20 protein-coding genes are annotated in these 18,489 nt (G+C 27.1%); 10 read left to right on the top strand and 10 right to left on the bottom strand.

Features of this window, described 5'->3' with window-relative positions; all coding sequences use genetic code 11:
- Positions 1 to 10 precede the first annotated feature (10 nt).
- Together PHEL85_RS00230 and PHEL85_RS00225 are read left to right on the top strand one after the other, a co-directional pair.
- Positions 11 to 1,549, top strand: a complete 1,539-nt coding sequence (locus PHEL85_RS00230; protein ID WP_036819531.1) for a hypothetical protein — start codon at positions 11 to 13, stop codon at positions 1,547 to 1,549.
- Positions 1,550 to 1,789: 240 nt separating this feature from the next.
- Positions 1,790 to 2,053, top strand: coding sequence for a hypothetical protein (locus PHEL85_RS00225; protein WP_036819529.1), 264 nt, complete (start codon positions 1,790 to 1,792; stop codon positions 2,051 to 2,053).
- Positions 2,054 to 2,136: 83 nt separating this feature from the next.
- On the opposite strand, the gene PHEL85_RS00220 is transcribed toward PHEL85_RS00225, so the two are convergent.
- Both PHEL85_RS00220 and PHEL85_RS00215 read right to left on the bottom strand, forming a co-directional pair.
- On the bottom strand, positions 2,137 to 3,270 hold the full coding sequence (locus PHEL85_RS00220) for a cysteine desulfurase family protein (protein WP_036819526.1): 1,134 nt from the start codon (positions 3,268 to 3,270) through the stop codon (positions 2,137 to 2,139).
- Positions 3,271 to 3,285: 15 nt separating this feature from the next.
- Positions 3,286 to 3,831, bottom strand: a complete 546-nt coding sequence (locus PHEL85_RS00215) for a Smr/MutS family protein (protein WP_036819522.1) — start codon at positions 3,829 to 3,831, stop codon at positions 3,286 to 3,288.
- Positions 3,832 to 3,901: 70 nt separating this feature from the next.
- Between PHEL85_RS00215 and PHEL85_RS00210 the strand changes: the two genes are divergently transcribed.
- Positions 3,902 to 4,528, top strand: a complete 627-nt coding sequence (locus tag PHEL85_RS00210) for a hypothetical protein (RefSeq protein ID WP_235318212.1) — start codon at positions 3,902 to 3,904, stop codon at positions 4,526 to 4,528.
- On the opposite strand, the gene ppk2 (PHEL85_RS00205) is transcribed toward PHEL85_RS00210, so the two are convergent.
- Positions 4,525 to 5,304, bottom strand: a complete 780-nt coding sequence (gene ppk2, locus PHEL85_RS00205) for a polyphosphate kinase 2 (protein ID WP_036819504.1) — start codon at positions 5,302 to 5,304, stop codon at positions 4,525 to 4,527. The genes PHEL85_RS00210 and ppk2 (PHEL85_RS00205) overlap by 4 nt on opposite strands.
- A 7-nt stretch (positions 5,305 to 5,311) precedes the next feature.
- Positions 5,312 to 6,169, bottom strand: coding sequence for a polyphosphate kinase 2 (ppk2, locus tag PHEL85_RS00200; protein WP_036819501.1), 858 nt, complete (start codon positions 6,167 to 6,169; stop codon positions 5,312 to 5,314).
- Positions 6,170 to 6,262: 93 nt separating this feature from the next.
- Between ppk2 (PHEL85_RS00200) and PHEL85_RS18300 the strand changes: the two genes are divergently transcribed.
- Positions 6,263 to 6,445 (top strand): lipid A-modifier LpxR family protein, encoded by a 183-nt coding sequence (locus PHEL85_RS18300; RefSeq protein ID WP_410477238.1) that lies wholly within the window; start codon positions 6,263 to 6,265, stop codon positions 6,443 to 6,445.
- Between the two features lie 43 nt (positions 6,446 to 6,488).
- A complete protein-coding gene (locus PHEL85_RS00195) occupies positions 6,489 to 7,214 on the top strand; it encodes a lipid A deacylase LpxR family protein (protein WP_235318211.1) in 726 nt (241 codons plus the stop codon).
- Here the strand turns inward: PHEL85_RS00195 and PHEL85_RS00190 are convergent.
- Positions 7,211 to 8,635 carry an ATP-dependent RecD-like DNA helicase gene (locus PHEL85_RS00190; protein ID WP_036819500.1) on the bottom strand — a complete coding sequence of 475 codons (1,425 nt, stop codon included), beginning with the start codon at positions 8,633 to 8,635 and terminating at the stop codon, positions 7,211 to 7,213. The two genes, PHEL85_RS00195 and PHEL85_RS00190, sit on opposite strands and share 4 nt — an antisense overlap.
- A gap of 104 nt (positions 8,636 to 8,739) precedes the next feature.
- Here PHEL85_RS00190 and PHEL85_RS00185 point away from each other — a divergent pair, with 104 nt between their 5' ends.
- From PHEL85_RS00185 to PHEL85_RS00175, 3 genes are read left to right on the top strand one after another with little or no spacing between them, the layout of a single operon-like run.
- Complete coding sequence (locus PHEL85_RS00185; protein WP_036819498.1) at positions 8,740 to 9,474, top strand: hypothetical protein; 735 nt, start codon at positions 8,740 to 8,742, stop codon at positions 9,472 to 9,474.
- Entirely contained in the window at positions 9,452 to 10,279 is an 828-nt protein-coding gene (locus PHEL85_RS00180) for a DUF3822 family protein (RefSeq protein ID WP_235318210.1), read from the top strand. Before PHEL85_RS00185 ends, PHEL85_RS00180 begins: the two co-directional genes overlap by 23 nt.
- Positions 10,276 to 10,815: an RsmD family RNA methyltransferase gene (locus PHEL85_RS00175; RefSeq protein WP_036819495.1), complete on the top strand. Its 540-nt coding sequence runs from the start codon at positions 10,276 to 10,278 to the stop codon at positions 10,813 to 10,815. The genes PHEL85_RS00180 and PHEL85_RS00175 overlap by 4 nt, the downstream gene beginning before the upstream one ends.
- Before the next feature lie 74 nt (positions 10,816 to 10,889).
- Here the strand turns inward: PHEL85_RS00175 and PHEL85_RS00170 are convergent, their stop codons facing one another.
- From PHEL85_RS00170 to PHEL85_RS00150, 5 genes are read right to left on the bottom strand one after another with little or no spacing between them, the layout of a single operon-like run.
- Entirely contained in the window at positions 10,890 to 11,843 is a 954-nt protein-coding gene (locus tag PHEL85_RS00170; RefSeq protein WP_036819492.1) for an AAA family ATPase, read from the bottom strand.
- Positions 11,843 to 13,225 (bottom strand): peptidylprolyl isomerase, encoded by a 1,383-nt coding sequence (locus PHEL85_RS00165; RefSeq protein WP_036819489.1) that lies wholly within the window; start codon positions 13,223 to 13,225, stop codon positions 11,843 to 11,845. The genes PHEL85_RS00170 and PHEL85_RS00165 overlap by 1 nt, the downstream gene beginning before the upstream one ends.
- Positions 13,191 to 14,036 carry a hypothetical protein gene (locus PHEL85_RS00160; protein WP_036819487.1) on the bottom strand — a complete coding sequence of 282 codons (846 nt, stop codon included), beginning with the start codon at positions 14,034 to 14,036 and terminating at the stop codon, positions 13,191 to 13,193. The genes PHEL85_RS00165 and PHEL85_RS00160 overlap by 35 nt, the downstream gene beginning before the upstream one ends.
- The gene (locus tag PHEL85_RS00155) at positions 14,036 to 15,670 is read right to left on the bottom strand and encodes a peptidylprolyl isomerase (RefSeq protein ID WP_036819483.1); all 1,635 of its coding nucleotides are present in this window, start codon (positions 15,668 to 15,670) and stop codon (positions 14,036 to 14,038) included. Before PHEL85_RS00155 ends, PHEL85_RS00160 begins: the two co-directional genes overlap by 1 nt.
- Positions 15,671 to 15,679: 9 nt before the next feature.
- Positions 15,680 to 15,961 carry a DUF493 family protein gene (locus tag PHEL85_RS00150; protein WP_036819481.1) on the bottom strand — a complete coding sequence of 94 codons (282 nt, stop codon included), beginning with the start codon at positions 15,959 to 15,961 and terminating at the stop codon, positions 15,680 to 15,682.
- Between the two features lie 96 nt (positions 15,962 to 16,057).
- Between PHEL85_RS00150 and PHEL85_RS00145 the strand changes: the two genes are divergently transcribed.
- Together PHEL85_RS00145 and PHEL85_RS00140 are read left to right on the top strand one after the other, a co-directional pair.
- Entirely contained in the window at positions 16,058 to 16,600 is a 543-nt protein-coding gene (locus PHEL85_RS00145; RefSeq protein ID WP_036819478.1) for an AAA family ATPase, read from the top strand.
- The gene (locus PHEL85_RS00140; RefSeq protein ID WP_036819471.1) at positions 16,597 to 18,489 is read left to right on the top strand and encodes an ATP-dependent DNA helicase RecQ; all 1,893 of its coding nucleotides are present in this window, start codon (positions 16,597 to 16,599) and stop codon (positions 18,487 to 18,489) included. Before PHEL85_RS00145 ends, PHEL85_RS00140 begins: the two co-directional genes overlap by 4 nt.

Here is an 18,489-nt window from a genome sequence, read left to right as displayed (position 1 = left end):
ATATTACCTTATGAAAAAGTATGTTTTTTTATTCACACTTCTTATTTCAAACCAGTTTATTTTTTCACAAAGAGAAAATATTCCTGAGAAAATTACTCAAAAAGGATTTGCAAAAATAGATTTTCTTTCTATAGACATGCCTATTGCTGAAATACCCAACGAACCAAACATGGGATTTACTGGTATACATTACAATTTATTTTTTAATGATTCATTTTATACAGGTGTTGGTATTTATGGTTCTGTGAGTGGATATAGAGGTGGTTTTTTTACACTTGGTGTAAATGCAGGGATTAAAAAATATTTTTCTAAAAAACTTTATATTGATTCTGGGTTTCATTTTGGTGGTGGTGGTGGTAAAGATGCTTTAGATGGTGGTGGTGCATTTATTTTACCTCATTTTAATTTAGGATATAATTTTAAAAACTTCTCAATAAATAGTGGTTGGAGTTATGTTAACTTTTTTGATGGAGGAGAAATAAAAGGTCATCAATTAAATTTTGGTTTTGAAATTCCTCTAGATTTTGAATATGCTGATTATAAATCAGCCGAAAAAGAAATAAGTATCAATAATTTAAAAGAATCAAATTGGAATCAAAAACCAAAAAAGAATTCTTTAATGGCGCATTTTAACAATTTAAAGGTTTTAAGTGAAGCTAAAGCAACAACTGGTGAAACTTTAGAAGGAAAAACGATAAAACTTGCTGGGTTCGAACTTACTTCATATATCAATAAAAATTGGTTTACATTCTTAAAATTAGATGGTGCTTACGATGGTATTAGGGCTGGTTATATGGATGTTATTATTGGTGGAGGATATCATTTATCGATGAATAAAAATAGCACTAATATTCTAGCAAAATTTGGTATAGGAGCTGGTGGTGGTGGTGGTGTAGACACTAAAGGTGGTTTTTTATTATATCCTGATCTATCTATAGAACAACAAGTATTTAAAGATATTTATGTTTCTTTAAATAAAGGTTTTTTGTCAACTCCTAATAAAGATTTTTATACTTCTACTTTTGGACTTGGAGTAAAGTACTATTTAGAACGAAATGGAGTAAAAACAGATAACAATTCTTTTACTCAAGGAAAATTCAAAGGATTTGATGTAATTGTTATGCAAGATATGTATTTCAATGCTAAAAGAATGACTAGACCAACACAAAATCTACATCAAATTTCTTTACAAATAAATTTAGATTTAAATAAAAACATATATGTTACAGGTCAAACCTCATTTGCAAACTTTGGTGATGCAGGGGCATATGCTGAAGGTTTGGTTGGTTTGGGCTTAAAAACAAATTCATTATTAAATAATTCTACAACAATTTTCACTCAATTCTTAAGTGGTGCTGCAGGTGGTGGAAACATTAGTACAGGACAAGGATTAATTATAAAACCAAGTTTAGGTTTAGATTATAAGCTTTCAAAAACACTAAACCTTAGAACTTCTGGAGGCTATGTTAAAGCTAAGGGAGGTGAATTAAGTAGTTCTTTTATAAATTTTGGAATAAAATACAATATTTCTCTTTTAAAACTAAAATAATTTTATATCTTTGCAGCATCAATATCCCCTTATTGATGTACCCTCTTTTTAAATTTATAGTGAAGTTCATAACCTGTTAGGTTTTCTAACGTGTTATTCATTTATTAAAGCTCCCTAACTTTATAAGTATTATTTAGTTGCTATTATATTAATAGCTACAGGAAACTAATCACCCTACAAAATTAGTACCTGTTAGTTTATATAATATTAGTTGTTTTTTTAATTATAAAATATTTTATTATGAAAAAAGTGTTATTTTACTTAGCATTTGTAGGGGTATTAACAAGTTGTCAACCTGTAAAAACAGAATTAGAACATTACGAATCTAACAAAACTACTGTAGAAAAAGAATATCCAAATTACCACATTACATCTTTTAGACAATTTAGCTATGTGTTTCAGGTATCTAATCCTGAGCGTGTAATTAAGGTAACTTTAGACAGTGATTCTAACATTATTAAGAGAGATACTTTAAAAGTATTTACTTCTCTAGCAAAAAGATAATATAACTACTCCCAAAGTATGTTTATAAAAATATAACACCCCCACTTGTTGTATTTAAAAAGTAACCTTTTAGGTTACTTTTTTTATATATTATTTTTAATGTAATTTAATACGAAATCTATTTCTTGCTTTGTAGTATATTTAGAAAAAGAAAATCTAATAGAAGTTTTTTCTGCTTCATTATCATTTAAAATCTCAGATAAAACGTGAGAGCCTTTATTGCTTCCACTTTGGCATGCACTTCCTCCAGAAACAGCAATACCTGCCATATCTAGACTAAACAGAAGCATATCATTTGCAATAGGAAAACGTACATTTAAAATATTATAACTACTTTTATTTAAGTTATTTGAAAGTCCATTAAATTCAATATTAACCGATATTTTTTGTAACTCAGAAATAAAATACTTTTTTAAACTTCCTATTTGTTTTTTATCTTTTTCTAAATTAGAAATTGCAATATCCAATGCTTTTTCCATACCTAAAATAGAATGAACATTTTCGGTGCTAGATCTTGCTCCTTTTTCTTGTTCACCTCCATGAAGCATTGGTGAAATACCAAATCCTTTTTTAAAATACGCAAAACCAACTCCTTTTGGTCCATGAAATTTATGAGCACTTGCCACTACAAAATCAATTGGTATTTTTTGTAAATCAATTGTATAATGAGCTATAGCTTGAACAGTATCAGAATGAAACAAAGCATTATTATTCTTACAGATTGTAGAAATATTTTCTACATCTAAAAAATTACCAATTTCATTATTTATCAGCATTAAGCTTACTAATGTTTTGGTTGTTGTATTGGAAAGTAATTTTTCTAAATGCTCAATATTAACAGAACCAAACTCATCAACATCAACATAATCAACAATTATATTATATGTCTTTTCTAAATGATTACATGTGTGTAAAACTGCATGATGCTCAATTTTAGAAGTTACTATTCTTTTTACTCCTAGATTTAAAACAGCATTATGTAAAATTAAATTATCAGCTTCAGTACCTCCAGCTGTAAAAATAATTTCACTTGCAGTAACATTAAAATGCTTAGCAATATTTATTCTAGCAGTTTCTACTGCAGATTTTGCTTTTCTACCAAATTGATGAATTGATGAAGGATTACCATAATTATTCTTCATTGAAGAATGAATAACTTCTATAACCTCATCATCAATTTGTGTTGTTGCTGCGTTATCTAAATAGATTGTTTTCATAATGTAAAATTATAATTAATTAGAATTTTGAAAAACATAAACTTCTGTAGCTCCTAATCCATACTTTTTATAGGAAGCATCGTAAAATTTAATAGGATATTTACTTAACAATCTATGTAATTCAGATTTTAAAACCCCTTCTCCTACTCCATGAATAAAGACAATTTTTGAAATTCGCTTAGAAAGAGCAAACTCAACTTTATTTTTTGCTGTGTCTAATTGAAGATTCAACATATCATAATTATCCATATTTCTAGTCGATTTTGTTAACTTATTAATATGTAAATCAACCTCTAAAATCACTTCTTTTTTTTCTTTTTTAAATAAATTCTTCTTTGGAGGATTTTGAGAAATTTTCTCTTGAAAAAGAGAGTTATTAATATCACTAAATTTTGATAATTCGTGTTGATCAATAGCGATTTTCACTAATTCTGATGAATTGAATTTAAAAACCATCCCATCATTTGTTTCCACAGAAATATCATCATCAATAATATTAATGACTTTTCCTTTTAAAACATCATCTAAAACAGCAACTTTATTTCCAATTTCTAAACACATTCTTAACCTTATATTTATTTGTTTTCAATTTTGAAGACAGTATCTTTGTTACAAAAATAACAAGATGATTATGACTTCTACTATTTCTGCAGAAAATTTCTTTTTAAATGCTTATGATAAAATTACTTTAAGTGATGATAGAAAGAACTTATTACTAAAAATCTCTGAAGGAATATTAGAAGAATACAAAAAAGAAGGTGTAGTGAATTTAAATTTCATCTGTACTCACAACTCAAGAAGAAGTCAATTAGGTCAGGTTTGGGGATTTTTCGCCGCAAATTATTTTAATCTAAACATAAATAGTTTTTCTGGAGGAACAGAAGTAACTGCTTTTTTTAAAAATACAGTAAAAACCTTGCAAAAAGTAGGTTTTACATTTAATTTAGAAAACTTCTCTCATCAAAACCCAAAGTATGTAATATCTTTTAAAGGCACAACTAAATCTATCTTAGGTTTTTCTAAAAGATATGATAATGAAGTGAATAAAAAACCTTTTATAGCTATAACTACTTGTAATAATGCAGACGCAAATTGTCCTTTTATTCCTGAAGCAACATATAGATTTCATTTACCTTTTGTTGACCCAAAGTCTTCAGATGGAACAGAATTACAAGACGAAACGTATTTGATAACGAATGAACAGATTGCAGCAGAAATATATTTTATTTTCTCTAATGTAAAAAAAGGACTCGATTAAATTTTTAAATCTTTATCATAAGGAATACTGTCTAATATGTGATTAATCACATTTATACGAGCTTCTGTTTTTCGATTTGCTCTAATAATTTTCCAAGGAGAAATTTCTGTATTTGTTTTTGCAAACATGGCTTTCTTATATTCTGTATAATCATCCCATAGATCTTGTGCTTTCTCATCTAACTTGGTCATTTTCCATTGTTTTAATGGATCACTTTTTATATCTGCAAAACGCTTAGCTTGTTCTTTTTTAGAAATAGACATATAAATTTTAACTAAATGAATACCAGACTCTAAAATCATTCTTTCAAAATCATTTACTTGATTCATAAAAATTTGATACTCCTTTTCAGTACAAAAATCATTAACGGGCTCTACAACTGCTCTATTGTACCAACTTCTATCAAAAAAAACGATTTCACCAGCTTTTGGAAACTGCTCAACATATCTTTGAAAATACCATTGAGATTGTTCATCTTTAGTTGGTTTTGGCAAAGCAACAATACGCATATGACGTGGATTAATACGTTCTGTTAACCTTCTTATTGCACCACCTTTTCCTGCTGCATCTCTACCTTGAAAAACTACAATAATCCTTTCATCATTATTTATTGCCCAAGTTTGTAAACGAATTAATTCTACTTGAAGTTTTTCAAGTTTTCTTTGATAATCTACATATCTAATTGCTCTTTCTATGTTTAAAGGTTGTTTAGATAAAAGTGCCAATAATCCTTTTTTAGAATTGAGCTTTTTTAAATTTTTAGCTGATATTTCCATCATAAATTTAATCGATATTAGTGTTAGATCTATAGTAACGCATCACAACATTAGGGTCTGGGTTTAAAATTGTTTTTGCTTCTTCTTTACCTTCATAATCAAACTGAGATAAAACATGCCTAATAGCTTCTAATCTTGCTACTTTTTTATCGTTTGTTTTTATCATCATCCATGGACTATAAGATGTATGTGTTTTAGAAAACATTTCTTCTTTAAAGTGTGTATATCTATCCCATAGAATTTGCCCTTGTTTATCTACAGGACTAAATTTCCATCTTTTTAAAGGATTTTCTTTTCTTCCTTCAAAACGTTTTAATTGCTCATCTTTAGTTATAGAAAGCCAAAATTTAATAATAACAGCTCCATCTTCATACATCATGTGCTCAAACTCAGGAACTTGCACTAAAAATTTCTTATATTGGTTATCTGAACAAAATCCCATAACAGGTTCTACAACAGCTCTATTATACCAACTTCTATCAAAAAAAACAATTTCACCAGGGTTTGGTAATTCTTTTATATAACGTTGAAAATACCATTGTCCTTTTTCTATTTCTGTTGGCTTATTTAATGCGACTAACCTACTAGAACGTGGATTTAAATGCTCCATAAATCTACGAATATTACCACCTTTACCAGCAGCATCTCTACCTTCAAAAATAATAGCAACACGTTTATTATTTTTTGATATCCATCTTTGTAACTTAACAAGTTCTATTTGAAGTAACCTTAATTCTTCATTATATACAAGTGTTTCTTTTACTTTCTTACATGCCTTATTCTTCTCTTTAATAAGAGCGAATAATTCTGTACTATTTTTAGCATTCTGAAAGTCTTCTGAACTTAATCCTTCTTTAGTCTCCATTAATTCTTTTTACTTGGTCTAAAAATAACTTTTTTTTTCAGAAATCCATAAAAAAAAGAGCATTTTAATTAAGTTCTTTTATATTTGTTTTTAATGAAATATTTCACTTTAACTCTTCTTATATTTGTTTCAACGTATACAATATCTCAAGAAAAATTTTCTAAAGAAATAAGTCTAATTACAGACAATGATTTATATGTGTCTACTGTTAGAGATAGGTATTATTCTAGTGGTATTTTTTTAGCATATAGATATCTTTCTGAAAAAAAAAACTGAATCTTTAGAAAAACGTATTTTAGAGTTACAATTAAGACATGAAATGTATACTCCTTATAAAGCTACAGTAGATAACATTACAAAACATGATAGACCTTTTGCTGGTTATTTATATGGATGCTTTGGCATAAATAGAGTCTATAAAAATCAACAAATTTTAAATACATCTGTACAAGTTGGTGTAATAGGTTCTAATTCTTATGCAAAAGAACTGCAAGAGTTTATTCATGATATTTATGGTTTTAAGAAAGCAGTTGGTTGGGAGTATCAAATAAAAAATGCTTTTGCTTTAAATTTTAATGCTGAATATTTAAAAACAATCTTAAAAACTGAGAAAAATAATTTTGATATTACTTGGACAAGTAATTTTAATTTAGGTACAGTTTATACAAATATGTCTACAGGTTTTAATGCAAGAATAGGGCTTAAACCTTTACAAAAACTATCTAATTCAATTGCCTTTAACACTAGTTTAAATAATGAACAGAACAACTCTTTTAGAGAAGTTGAGTCCTTTTTTTATATAAAACCAATGTTACGTTATGCAGCTTATGATGCAACTCTGCAAGGAAGTTTTTTAAACAAAGCTAGCTTAGTTACAAAAGAATTAGTGCCACTAGTTTTTGATGTCGAATTAGGTTTAAGATTAACCGTTAATCGTTTTAATTTTGGATATGCTTTTAGATATAATACAAACAAATCTAATGATTTAAGATTTACTTATGGACATAAGTATGGAAGTATTACAATTAACTACTTACTTTATTAATCACTAAAGAAATCTTCTTTAAAACCAATTAAATATAGTTTTTCTTGTGCTCTTGTTAAAGCTGTATATAACCATCTATAATATTCTTTAGAAACTCCTTCTGGCAAATAAGGCTGTTCTATAAATACAGTTTTCCATTGTCCTCCTTGAGATTTATGACATGTCATAGAGTAAGAAAACTTTACTTGCAACGCATTAAAAAAAACATTCTTTTTAATTGCCATAAACTGTTTATATTTAGACTTTTCGTGCGCGTAATCCTCTTTTACTGCCTGATATAATTTATTTGATTCCTCATAAGTTAAAGAAGGAGTTTCACTAGTTAAAGTATCTAATAACAAAACAGTTTCAAAAGGTTGCATATCTGGATAGTCAATCATTCTAACTTCAACTTCGGCAAATTTAAAACCATACAATTCTTTAATCGAAAATATTTTTAACACTTCACAAATATCTCCATTTGCAATAAAACCTGCAGCAGAGCTTTCTTTTAACCAATAATAATTGTTTTTTACAACCATAATATAATCTCCTGCAGAAATTTCGTTTTCTTGACCACGAATTTTCATACGAATTTGTTGATTATATTGGTTTGCTCTTTTGTTAGAACGTACAATAAAAGCAGTGTCTTCTACTCCATCATTATCATAAGCAGTTACCAAAGCATCTTCAATATCATAACCATCATCCAACCTTATAATATCAGGAAAATTAATATCAAATTGAAAATTAGTTGTATTATTCTGAATCATTAATCTTAATAAAGTTGCATTTGCTAAAATACCAGAACTTTCATGCTGACGCATAACCTCATCCAACTCAATTTCAGTTACGTTTTTATGATAATCATACATTAAAGTATCTTCTTCTAATGCAGGACTTATATTTAGTTTTACTGGTGGAAGTTGTGCTGTATCTCCAATAAATATTAATTTACATTGATGTCCAGAATACACATATCTTATTAAATCATCTAACAAAGAACCAGATTCAAATAATTTTTGATTTTGTCTACTATCAGGGATCATAGATGCTTCATCAATAATAAAAATGGTATTTCTGTGTTTATTTGTTTGTAAAACAAAATCTACAGAACCATTAGATTGTTTTTTGGGGAAATATATTTTTTTATGAATTGTAAAAGCTGGTCTTTTTGAGTAAACAGAAATTACTTTTGCGGCTCTACCTGTTGGCGCTAATAAAACTGCTTTTTTACCAGCTGCAGACAAACTATTAACAAAAGCACTTATTGTTGTCGTTTTTCCTGTACCTGCATATCCCTTCAATAAAAACAAATCTTCTTTATCTTCACTAAATGTAAAGTCGCTAAGTAGCTTTAAAAGTTGATTTTGTTTAGAAGTTGGCGAATATTGAAACTTTTTCAATAATTCTGAGTGAAATTCGGGTGATTTTTTTATCATATAAAAATTAATTCAACAAAGATACATTGATTTGTAAATAAAAGTTTTTATCATAAAAAAAAAATTGTAGATTTGCTTAAGACTATTAAAAAAACATAATAAAAATGGGATTACTCGGAATGATATTGGCAGCAGTTTTAGTTGCAATACTTTTAGCTATTGTTATAGTTAAATATTTACCTTTAAAATTAAGATGGATAGCATCAATATTATTATTGGTTTTATCGGTGTTTTTAGTTTATAAAATTTATTACGGAATAATGCAACCAATTATTTTCAATAAAAATAAAGTGACAAAGTATGCTAAGGTTATTGAAAAGTTAAAAATAATTAGAGATGCTGAAGTAAAATATTTAGAAGTAACTGGAAATTACACGAAAGACAAATCTGGTCTAATTAAATTTATTGATACTGCAAAATTGGCTTTAACAGAAACTAAAACTATTGTAGAAAAAGAAAATAGAGGTGGTGGAATTATTATTGATGTAGAAAGAAGAAAAACAGACACTATTGGTTATGAAGCTGTTGCAAAGTATTTTGAAGGCAGAAACTATAATGATATGTTTAAAGTTCCTGGAACAGATGGAAAAGAATTTGAAATTGAAGTAGGAACCGTAGAAAAAGTACAAGGTTTAGTAGTACCAACTTTCTTAGTAAAAACTGAAAAATCAGGTATTTTAAAAGGAATGGATAAATCTTTGATTAAACAAGAATTAGAAGCTATTGCTACAGACCAAATTAAAGGAGAATATGTTTCTGTTGGTTCTTTAGAAGAAGTTTCAACTGGTGGTAACTGGCCTCCTTCTTATGACAAAAATGATAGTGATAAAAAAGAATAGTAATATTACTTTATTAAACACAAAAGATACTAAGTTATCCATCCAATTTAATTTGGATGGATTTTCTTTTTGTATAACTAATAACGTATCAAAAGAAACGTCATACTTTTCTCAATATATATTTGAAGAAAAACAAATTACACCAGAAAATCTATTAAAAAAAATTGAAGAGATTTTTAAAACTGATACTCATTTACAAAAAGATTTTTCTTCTGTATTAGTTATACATCAGAATAACTTATTTACATTAGTACCTAACCCGTATTTTTCTGAAAACAAGCTTTCTGAATATCTTAATTTTAATATTAAAACACTTGCTACAGATTTTATTGCATTTGACGATATACAAAGTATAAATGCCAAAAACGTTTACGTTCCATATGTAAATATTAATAATTACTTATTTCAAAATTTTGGCGAATTTGAATACAAACATCATCTTACTATATTTATAGAAAAATTAATTTCTTTAAATAATAATGATGAAAAAAAAGTGTATGTAAATGTTTCTAAAGAAAATTTTGATATAGTAGTACTTCAAAACAAACAATTAGAGTTTTCAAATACTTTCTATTTTGAAACTAAAGAAGACTTTATCTATTACATCTTATTTACATTTGAACAATTAAAATTAGATGTAGAGAAAGTGAAACTATATTTTACAGGAGATATTGAATTAGAATCAGAAATATATAACATTACATATCAATACATTAGAAATATTTACTTTTTAGAAAGTAATAATAGCATTTTCAAACAATTAAATTCTTCTAAACACTCAAATTACATCCTTTTAAATTCATGAGAATAATTTCTGGAAAATACAAAAGCAGACGTTTAACAGCGCCTAAAAACTTACCTGTTCGTCCTACAACAGATATGGCAAAAGAATCGTTGTTTAATATCTTAAATAACACCTATTATTTTGATAGTATTTCAGTAATAGATTTATTTTCTGGAACAGGAAATATAAGCTACGAGTTTGCTTCTAGAGGTACTAAATCAATTTATGCAATTGATGCTCATTTTGGTTGTATTAAATATATTAATAGTGTTGCAAAAGAATTAGAATTACCTATAAATACTTTTAAAAGTGATGTATACAAGTTTTTAGAAAAAACGTCTTTACAAGCAGATGTAATTTTTGCAGATCCACCTTATGATTTTGAAGCAGAGCAATTTTTAAAAATTGTAGATTTAGTTTTTTCAAGAAACCTGTTAAACGAAGAAGGAGTTTTAATTGTTGAACATTCTAAACATACAGATTTATCTAAACATGAAAACCATAGTTATGATAAACGCTATGGTGGTAATGTATTTAGCTTTTTTGAAAACAACTAAAATATCTCTATATTTTAAACATAAAAATACACGGCAAATGCCGTGTTTTTTTTATAGTATTTTTATTAAATTATCTATAGAAGGGATTTTACAATATCTGAAATAGTAATTCCTTCTGCTTCTGCTTTATAATTCTTTACAATTCTGTGAGATAAAATAGGAATCGCAACTGCTTTTACATCCTCAATATCTGGTGAAAACTTTCCATTTACAGCTGCATGAGCTTTGGCCGCTAAAATTAAATTTTGAGAAGCTCTTGGTCCTGCTCCCCAATCTAAATAAGATTTTACTAACTCTGCTGCTTCTTTAGATTTTGGCCTTGTTTTTCCTACTAAACTTACTGCATACTCTATAACATTATCTGCAACAGGAATTTTACGGATTAGTTTTTGGACTTCCACAATTTCTTCAGAAGAAAATAATGGAGTTATAGTTGGATTATTAAGACTTGTAGTACTTTTTACGACGGCAACTTCTTCTTCGAATGATGGATATTCTAAGAAAATAGAAAACATAAATCTATCTAACTGAGCTTCTGGCAAAGGGTAAGTCCCTTCTTGTTCAATAGGATTTTGAGTTGCTAAAACAAAAAATGGTAAGTCTAATTTATAATGATTGCCAGAAACAGTAACAGAACGTTCTTGCATTGCTTCTAAAAGAGCTGCTTGTGTTTTTGGAGGTGTTCTATTAATTTCATCAGCAAGTATAATGTTAGAAAAAACAGGTCCTTTTATAAATTTAAAGTGTCTGTTTTCGTCTAAAATTTCACTTCCTAGAATATCAGAAGGCATTAAATCTGGTGTAAATTGTATTCTTTTAAAATTCAAACCTAAAGCATCAGAAACAGTATTTACAAGTAACGTTTTTGCTAATCCAGGAACCCCAACTAACAGTGAGTGCCCGCCACAAAGAATAGACAATAAAGTAAAATTTACAGCTTCTTGCTGACCAATTATTACTTTTCCGATCTCAGCTTTTAATGCATTGTACTTTTTTACTAAATCTTTTACTGCTTTAACGTCAGACATTATTTACTAACTTCTTTTTTCCAATTCTTATTAAAAGTACATTTACCATGAACATTACCTATTTTAATATAAGTATCTTTTATTTTTTCTTTAGACCATTTTGTAATGGTTTCTTCCTTCTTTTTCTGAAGCGCTAATTGTTGTACCTTAACATAATCTTCAATAATATCTGCAACGTGAGTATCTGTTCTGTCTCTCATTAAAATAAACTTAAACATTTTGTCTCCAGATCTTTCTTCATCATAAAAAGGTTCTGTCATTTCACCTTTTTTAAGATCACTAACTCTTGCATAAAAAGCAGGATCCATTCTTGTTAAATCAAATTTCGATTCTCCTGTAGAAGGGTTTACAATAAGACCTCCGTTATTCTTAGTATCTTTATCATTAGAATATTTTTTAACAGCTTCATTAAAAGTGATGTTACCTCCTCTAATTTCTAAAATAATTTGTTCTGCTTTAGCTTTAATTTCTCTTAATTTACTTTCTGGTACTTCTGGTTGCATTAATATATGAGAAGCAACTCTAGTATTACCTTTTATAGCATGTAGTTGCATAATATGATAACCAAACTGAGATTTAAATGGTTTAGAAACCTGACCAATATCTAACGTAAAAGCCATTTCTTTAAATTCTTTAATAAAAGCAGATTCTTTTGTTACTGTATATTCTCCTCCATTATTAGTAACTCCTGGATCATCAGAATTAATAATTGCTTTCATTCTAAAGCTAGCACCTTCTTCTATTTGCTTTTTAAGCTCATTTAATTTAGCAATAACTCTTTCAGTTTCTTCTACTGTAGGAACAGCTTTTAAAACAATTTGAGCTAACTCTATTTCTGCAGGAAATTGAGGCAACTCTCCTTTTTCTTTTAAACCAACATAATATAAGCGAACTTCTTCTGGAGTAACATCTACTTTCTCTGTAATTTTTTGTTGCTCTTTTTCTATTAAGATGTTTTCTGTTTGAACCGTTGTTAATTCCTTTTTTAAATCATCTAAATCATTAAAACCATAAGCTTTAATCACTTTCTCTACATTACCATATTGTTGTGTAAAAAACTGAATACTTCTATCTACTCTACTTGTGACTTCAGCATCAGAAACCGTAACACTATCAACAATTGCATGATGTGCCATTAATTTTTGTTGCATTAATTCTTCTAACATTTCACAATCAGTAATTTTTACTTTTCCTTCACTTCTTAATTCAACTTCTTGCTTAAATTTAGCAATATCAGAATCTAAAACAATGTTTTTACCAATAACTACTGCTACTCCATCAATTTTTACTTTTTGAGCAGAAGTTTGTAACCCAATAAGTCCTAAGAAAAGGACAAAAATTGAGTTTTTAATATATTTTGAAATTGTTGTTCTGTGTTGCATCTTTTACTATTATTTTTTCTATCTCTCTTATTAATTCAATTTTACGTTTATGTAAAATCATTTGTTTTATTGTTGGCGTAATATAGCTTAATGGTGCTAAAGAATTTCGTTCTAAAACATCTTTTATGGTTGCCAAATATAAACCTATTGAATCTTGTTTTTGGATGAATTTTGTTTTTTTTAACAGTTTTTCTTTCGAAAAAGGAAGTTTTAACAAAATGTTATCTAATTGTGTCCAAACTGAGTCGTTAAATTGATGAAATTTAAAACTTAGCTCTTGTTTTTCTAGTTCTTCTAAGTCAATTATATCATCCGACTTAAAAAGCGCTAAAATTTCATCTTTATCATTAATATTATTATCTATATGAAGATATCTAATTTTAACTAATTCTTCGTTTAGTTTAAAATTCTCTTTATTAAGTATATAATATTCTTCTAATTCTTCATCAGAAATAATTGTATCTAATTTTTGCTTTACAAGATGTTCTTTGTAATTATTAATTAATAAACTTTCTTTATAATCTTTAACTAACTCTTCTATTTGATTAACTGTTTCTAATGAGCTATTATTTTTTGCTTTTTCAAGTAAAAGCTTTTTAATTGCCCAATTTTGAATATAACTTTTAACCAATATAAGACTATCTGTTTTGTTTATATTTTTAGGTAAAATAGTTGCTAAATCTTTTCTAAAAAGCTTTTCTGTATTTACAATAGCTACAATTTCTGATGCATTAGTTTCTTTTTCTTGAAATTTAAATAAATCGCAAGAAACAAAAAGAACAAAACAAAATAGGACAGCTACATACTTCATTAATTTTTCCCGTAGAATTTAATTAGTTTTTTTAATTGTCTTTTATCAACCTTAATTTTACTTTTTCTTCTTAAATCTGCAATCCAATTTTTTTCTAAAAAGTTTTGATAATCATTAATTACCTGTCCTTTTATTGTATTTAAATCATCCGTTTTATAATTTGTAGAATTAGTATCAAAATACTTTTTTAACCCCAAACTATCTCTAGAAGATTTATTCCAAATTTTATCTTGCATTAATTCAAAAAGTAATAAACCATCTTCATATTCTTTTAAAGTATATGCATATTCTGGTTCTGTATGAATTAAATTCTCTTTGTAGTAAGTTAAAATTTGCTCTTCTTTAAACATTTCGAAAAGTTTAAAAACTGGTAAATGTCTTCTATTTCTAATAAATTTAATAAATTCTTCTTGAGTTATATTTTTATCATTAATACTAATAATTGAATTCTGTAAAGAATCTTTAGGAATCGCTCTTAAGTTTTTTCTATCTAAAATCTTTTTAGCATCTTCATATTCTGTAATTGAATATTGAGTTTTTAATTTATTTACTACTGCTTTTTCAGACAATTGCATTCTAGAACTCTTTTTTACTTTTGCTTTTAAACCTTTTTTCATTTCATCAAAAGATTTAACAGGATGCTTCTTTGTTAATTTAACAATATGCCATCCAAAACGTGTTTTAAATGGTTTAGAGAAATCATTTACGTTCTCTAAAGCAAATGCTGCATCAGAAAATGGTTTTACCATTCTACCTGCTCCAAACTTACCTAATTTACCTCCTTTATTTTTAGAACCCGGATCTTCTGAATATTGTTTCGCTAAGTCTTCAAACTTTTCTTTAGCAATTAATTTTGTATAAATACTCTCTATCTGTTTTTTACCAATTGAAGAAGTATCTCTTATTAAAATATGAGCAGCCTCAATTTCACCTTTAGATTCCTTAAAATCATCAACTTGCATTATATGATAACCAAACTGAGTTTTAAAAGGCATAGAAATTTCACCAACTTTAGTAGAATAAGCAGCTACTTCAAAAGGATATACCATATTAAAAGCAGAAAAATATCCTAAATTACCACCATTTCCTTTTCTTCCTGTTTTAGGATCATCTTTTGCAGATCTATCATCAGAAAATTGAGCAGCAATTGCTTCAAATTTTTCACCTTTTAAAATTTTCTCTCTTAATTTAAAAATTTTATTATAAGCTATTAAAGTATCTTTTGGTGATGCTTCTTTAGGCATTCTAATTAAAATATGCTTTGCTTTAACTTGGTTTTTTGTTCTAAAATAAGCGTCTTTTACTAGTTTATCTATAAAAGTTGTGTCTTGTAAATATGGAGCTGAAAGTTGATTTTTATACGTTTCCATTTCTCTCTTATAAGAAGGTAAGGTGTCTAATTTAATACTATAAGCTTCTTTTACTTTTAATTTATAGTTAATATATAACTCTAAATTTTTAGTAACGCTTTTAGACTCTTCATTGTCTATTGCATCTAAATTCTTTTCATAAACCCTTTTAAAATCTGAAACTGTTGTTTTTTCTCCATCTATTGTAATTAACGTTTTATCTTTCTTCTGAGCGAAGATTGATACTGATAAACTTAAAACAACTAATAAAACTATTTTTCTCATAAACTTTAATTATAACGAAATTATTCCTTTAATTTTTTCTGCTTTTTTGTAATATGAAATTACTTTATCTGAACTTTCTACCTTTAATACGATAGAAACACTAACATATTTCCCTGTCTTAGACTTTTTTGTATTTATAACAGCTCCTGAGTTATTAAATAAAGCTTCTACTTCTTTAACTTGATTACCATCTGTTGGTACAATAAATTTATACATATAATCTGCAGGAAACGTAGTGGTATCATCTAATTGCACTTTCAACTTCGTATAAAATTCTTTTTTATCACTCATAAAAATAAGTTCTTTTATATATATTGATTAAAAATAACAAGACACAAAATTACATTAAAAATTAGTTTTATAAAGGGATTCATTTATTTTTGTCAAATGCAGCAAAAAATTCTATTAATTGGCGGACCAGGAACAGGAAAAACTTCGGTTTTAAATGAATTGATTAAACGAGACTATTTTTGTTTTCCAGAAATATCTAGAGAAGTAACCTTAAAAGCACAACAACAAGGTATAGAACAAATGTTCTTAACCCAACCTTTACTATTTAGTAAAATGCTATTAGAAGGCAGAGAACAACAGTTTTTAGACGCTTTAAAATCTGAATCGAAAATTGTTTTTTTTGATAGAGGAATTCCTGATGTACATGCATATATGGATTATTTTAAAACGGAATATCCATCAATTTATATTGAAAAAAGTAAACAATATAAATACGACAAAGTTTTTCATTTTTCTCCTTGGAAAGACATTCATGAAATTGATAATGAGCGCTATGAAACTTTTGAAGAAACTACAGCTATTGATGTTTTTTTAATGAAATCATATACAGATTTAGGTTACAATATTATTAATATTCCTTTTGGGGCTTTAGAAGAAAGAACCAATTTTGTTCTTAATTCGCTTTCTTGCGATTTATGATTTTGCCAAAAGAAATATTAAAAAAATATTGGGGGTTTTCAGAATTTAGACCGCTACAAGAAGAAATAATTACTGCTGCTTTAGAACAAAAAGATGTAATTGCTTTATTACCAACTGGTGGAGGAAAATCTATTTGTTTTCAAATTCCTGCAATAGCAAAAGAAGGTATTTGTTTGGTAATTTCTCCATTAATTGCATTAATGCAAGATCAAGTTGAAAGCTTAACACAAAAAGGAATTAAAGCTATAAGTATAAAATCTGGTTCTACACAAGATGAAATTATTACTTTATTCGATAATATTAAATTTGGAGGAACTAAATTCTTATATATTTCTCCAGAAAGATTACAATCTTTTTTTATTCAACAAAAAATAAAAGAATTAAATATTAATTTAATTGCGATTGATGAAGCTCATTGTATTTCTGAATGGGGACATGATTTTAGACCTTCTTATAGAAATATTAAAGTTTTAAGAGAATTAAAACCCGATGTTAATTTTATTGCTTTAACGGCAACTGCAAACGAAAAAGTTCTTAAAGATATATCTATAAATCTAGATTTAAAAAAACCTCAGCTTTTTAAAAAATCTTTTTATAGAGAAAATTTAGCCTATCAAATATTTACAATTGAAGACAAATTACAACGTTTACTTCAAATATTTACCAAAACTAAAGTACCAGCAATTATTTATGTCAACTCGAGAAAAAAAACAGAACAAATTGCTGCTTTTTTAAATGCAAACAACTTTAAAAGTTCTTTTTATCACGGAGGATTATCATCCGTAGAAAAAAATATTGCTTTTGAAAATTGGATGACAGAAAAAACGCCAATTATTGTTGCTACAAATGCTTTTGGAATGGGAATTGACAAAGCAAATGTTGGTTTGGTAATTCATTTAGACATTCCTTCTAGTATAGAAAACTATGTGCAAGAAACAGGTAGAGCAGGTAGAAATAACAAAAAATCATTTGCTGTTCTGTTATATAATAAAAGTGATGCTTTACTTTTTAAAGATCGATTAGAAAGAACATTATTAACTATAAAAGAGATTAAAGAAATACATAAAAAACTATATCAATTTTTTCAAATTTCTTTAGGAGAACTAATTGAAGAACCTTTTCCTTTTAATCTTTTAGAATTCTGTAAAAAATATAATTTTTCCGTTTTAAAAGTGGATACTGCTCTTAAAATTTTATCGAATAACGGAATTATAGAAATTAGCAGTCATTATAATAAGAAATCTACGTTACAATTTATTGTAAATAGTAAAACGGTTTTAAATTATCTTGATAACAATCCAATTATAAAGAAATTTACAAATTCCATTTTAAGAACCTATGCTGGTTTATTTGAGCAAGAAGTAAATATTGACGAATTTTTTATTGCTAAAAAAGCAGCAATTACAACCAATCTTGTTGTATCAAATTTTGAACGTTTGCAAAAAGATAATATTATTGAGTATAAAGCTGTAAAAAATGAAGCTGATCTCACTTTTCTACTTCCTAGAGAAGATGATTATACAATAAATAGGTTCTCTAGAGAAATGAAGCAATTTATTAGTCAGAAAAAACAAAAATCTGATGATTTAATTCAATTTATAAATAATGATACAATTTGCAGAAGTATACAGGTTTTAAGTTATTTTGATGAAATAAAGACTGAAAAATGTGGCATTTGTGATGTTTGTATTTCAGAAAACAGAAAGTCTACTGCAAATTTAGCATCAGAAATAATAGAACTTTTAAAAAACAAACAACCTTTATCATCTTCAGAAATTAGTGAATCTTTAGTTGCTAATGAAAAAGACATTTTAATACATTTGCGTCAATTATTGACGGATGATAAAATCAAAATAAATCATCAGAATAAATACCAATTAAATTTATAA

The sequence above is a fragment of the Polaribacter sp. Hel1_85 genome, assembly GCF_000766795.1.
Lineage (GTDB): Bacteria > Bacteroidota > Bacteroidia > Flavobacteriales > Flavobacteriaceae > Polaribacter.
The sequence above is the reverse complement of the archived record's forward strand: the minus strand, read 5'-3'. Positions and strand labels throughout refer to the sequence as shown.

What these genes read in the sequence shown, in the direction of transcription:
- PHEL85_RS00230 (WP_036819531.1), top strand. Translation starts at nt 11, where the DNA reads ATGAAAAAGTATGTTTTTTTATTCACACTTCTTATTTCAAACCAGTTT.
- PHEL85_RS00225 (WP_036819529.1), top strand. Translation starts at nt 1,790, where the DNA reads ATGAAAAAAGTGTTATTTTACTTAGCATTTGTAGGGGTATTAACAAGT.
- PHEL85_RS00220 (WP_036819526.1), bottom strand. Translation starts at nt 3,270, where the DNA reads ATGAAAACAATCTATTTAGATAACGCAGCAACAACACAAATTGATGAT.
- PHEL85_RS00215 (WP_036819522.1), bottom strand. Translation starts at nt 3,831, where the DNA reads ATGTGTTTAGAAATTGGAAATAAAGTTGCTGTTTTAGATGATGTTTTA.
- PHEL85_RS00210 (WP_235318212.1), top strand. Translation starts at nt 3,902, where the DNA reads ATGACTTCTACTATTTCTGCAGAAAATTTCTTTTTAAATGCTTATGAT.
- ppk2 (WP_036819504.1), bottom strand. Translation starts at nt 5,304, where the DNA reads ATGGAAATATCAGCTAAAAATTTAAAAAAGCTCAATTCTAAAAAAGGA.
- ppk2 (WP_036819501.1), bottom strand. Translation starts at nt 6,169, where the DNA reads ATGGAGACTAAAGAAGGATTAAGTTCAGAAGACTTTCAGAATGCTAAA.
- PHEL85_RS18300 (WP_410477238.1), top strand. Translation starts at nt 6,263, where the DNA reads ATGAAATATTTCACTTTAACTCTTCTTATATTTGTTTCAACGTATACA.
- PHEL85_RS00195 (WP_235318211.1), top strand. Translation starts at nt 6,489, where the DNA reads ATGTATACTCCTTATAAAGCTACAGTAGATAACATTACAAAACATGAT.
- PHEL85_RS00190 (WP_036819500.1), bottom strand. Translation starts at nt 8,635, where the DNA reads ATGATAAAAAAATCACCCGAATTTCACTCAGAATTATTGAAAAAGTTT.
- PHEL85_RS00185 (WP_036819498.1), top strand. Translation starts at nt 8,740, where the DNA reads ATGGGATTACTCGGAATGATATTGGCAGCAGTTTTAGTTGCAATACTT.
- PHEL85_RS00180 (WP_235318210.1), top strand. Translation starts at nt 9,452, where the DNA reads ATGATAGTGATAAAAAAGAATAGTAATATTACTTTATTAAACACAAAA.
- PHEL85_RS00175 (WP_036819495.1), top strand. Translation starts at nt 10,276, where the DNA reads ATGAGAATAATTTCTGGAAAATACAAAAGCAGACGTTTAACAGCGCCT.
- PHEL85_RS00170 (WP_036819492.1), bottom strand. Translation starts at nt 11,843, where the DNA reads ATGTCTGACGTTAAAGCAGTAAAAGATTTAGTAAAAAAGTACAATGCA.
- PHEL85_RS00165 (WP_036819489.1), bottom strand. Translation starts at nt 13,225, where the DNA reads ATGCAACACAGAACAACAATTTCAAAATATATTAAAAACTCAATTTTT.
- PHEL85_RS00160 (WP_036819487.1), bottom strand. Translation starts at nt 14,036, where the DNA reads ATGAAGTATGTAGCTGTCCTATTTTGTTTTGTTCTTTTTGTTTCTTGC.
- PHEL85_RS00155 (WP_036819483.1), bottom strand. Translation starts at nt 15,670, where the DNA reads ATGAGAAAAATAGTTTTATTAGTTGTTTTAAGTTTATCAGTATCAATC.
- PHEL85_RS00150 (WP_036819481.1), bottom strand. Translation starts at nt 15,961, where the DNA reads ATGAGTGATAAAAAAGAATTTTATACGAAGTTGAAAGTGCAATTAGAT.
- PHEL85_RS00145 (WP_036819478.1), top strand. Translation starts at nt 16,058, where the DNA reads ATGCAGCAAAAAATTCTATTAATTGGCGGACCAGGAACAGGAAAAACT.
- PHEL85_RS00140 (WP_036819471.1), top strand. Translation starts at nt 16,597, where the DNA reads ATGATTTTGCCAAAAGAAATATTAAAAAAATATTGGGGGTTTTCAGAA.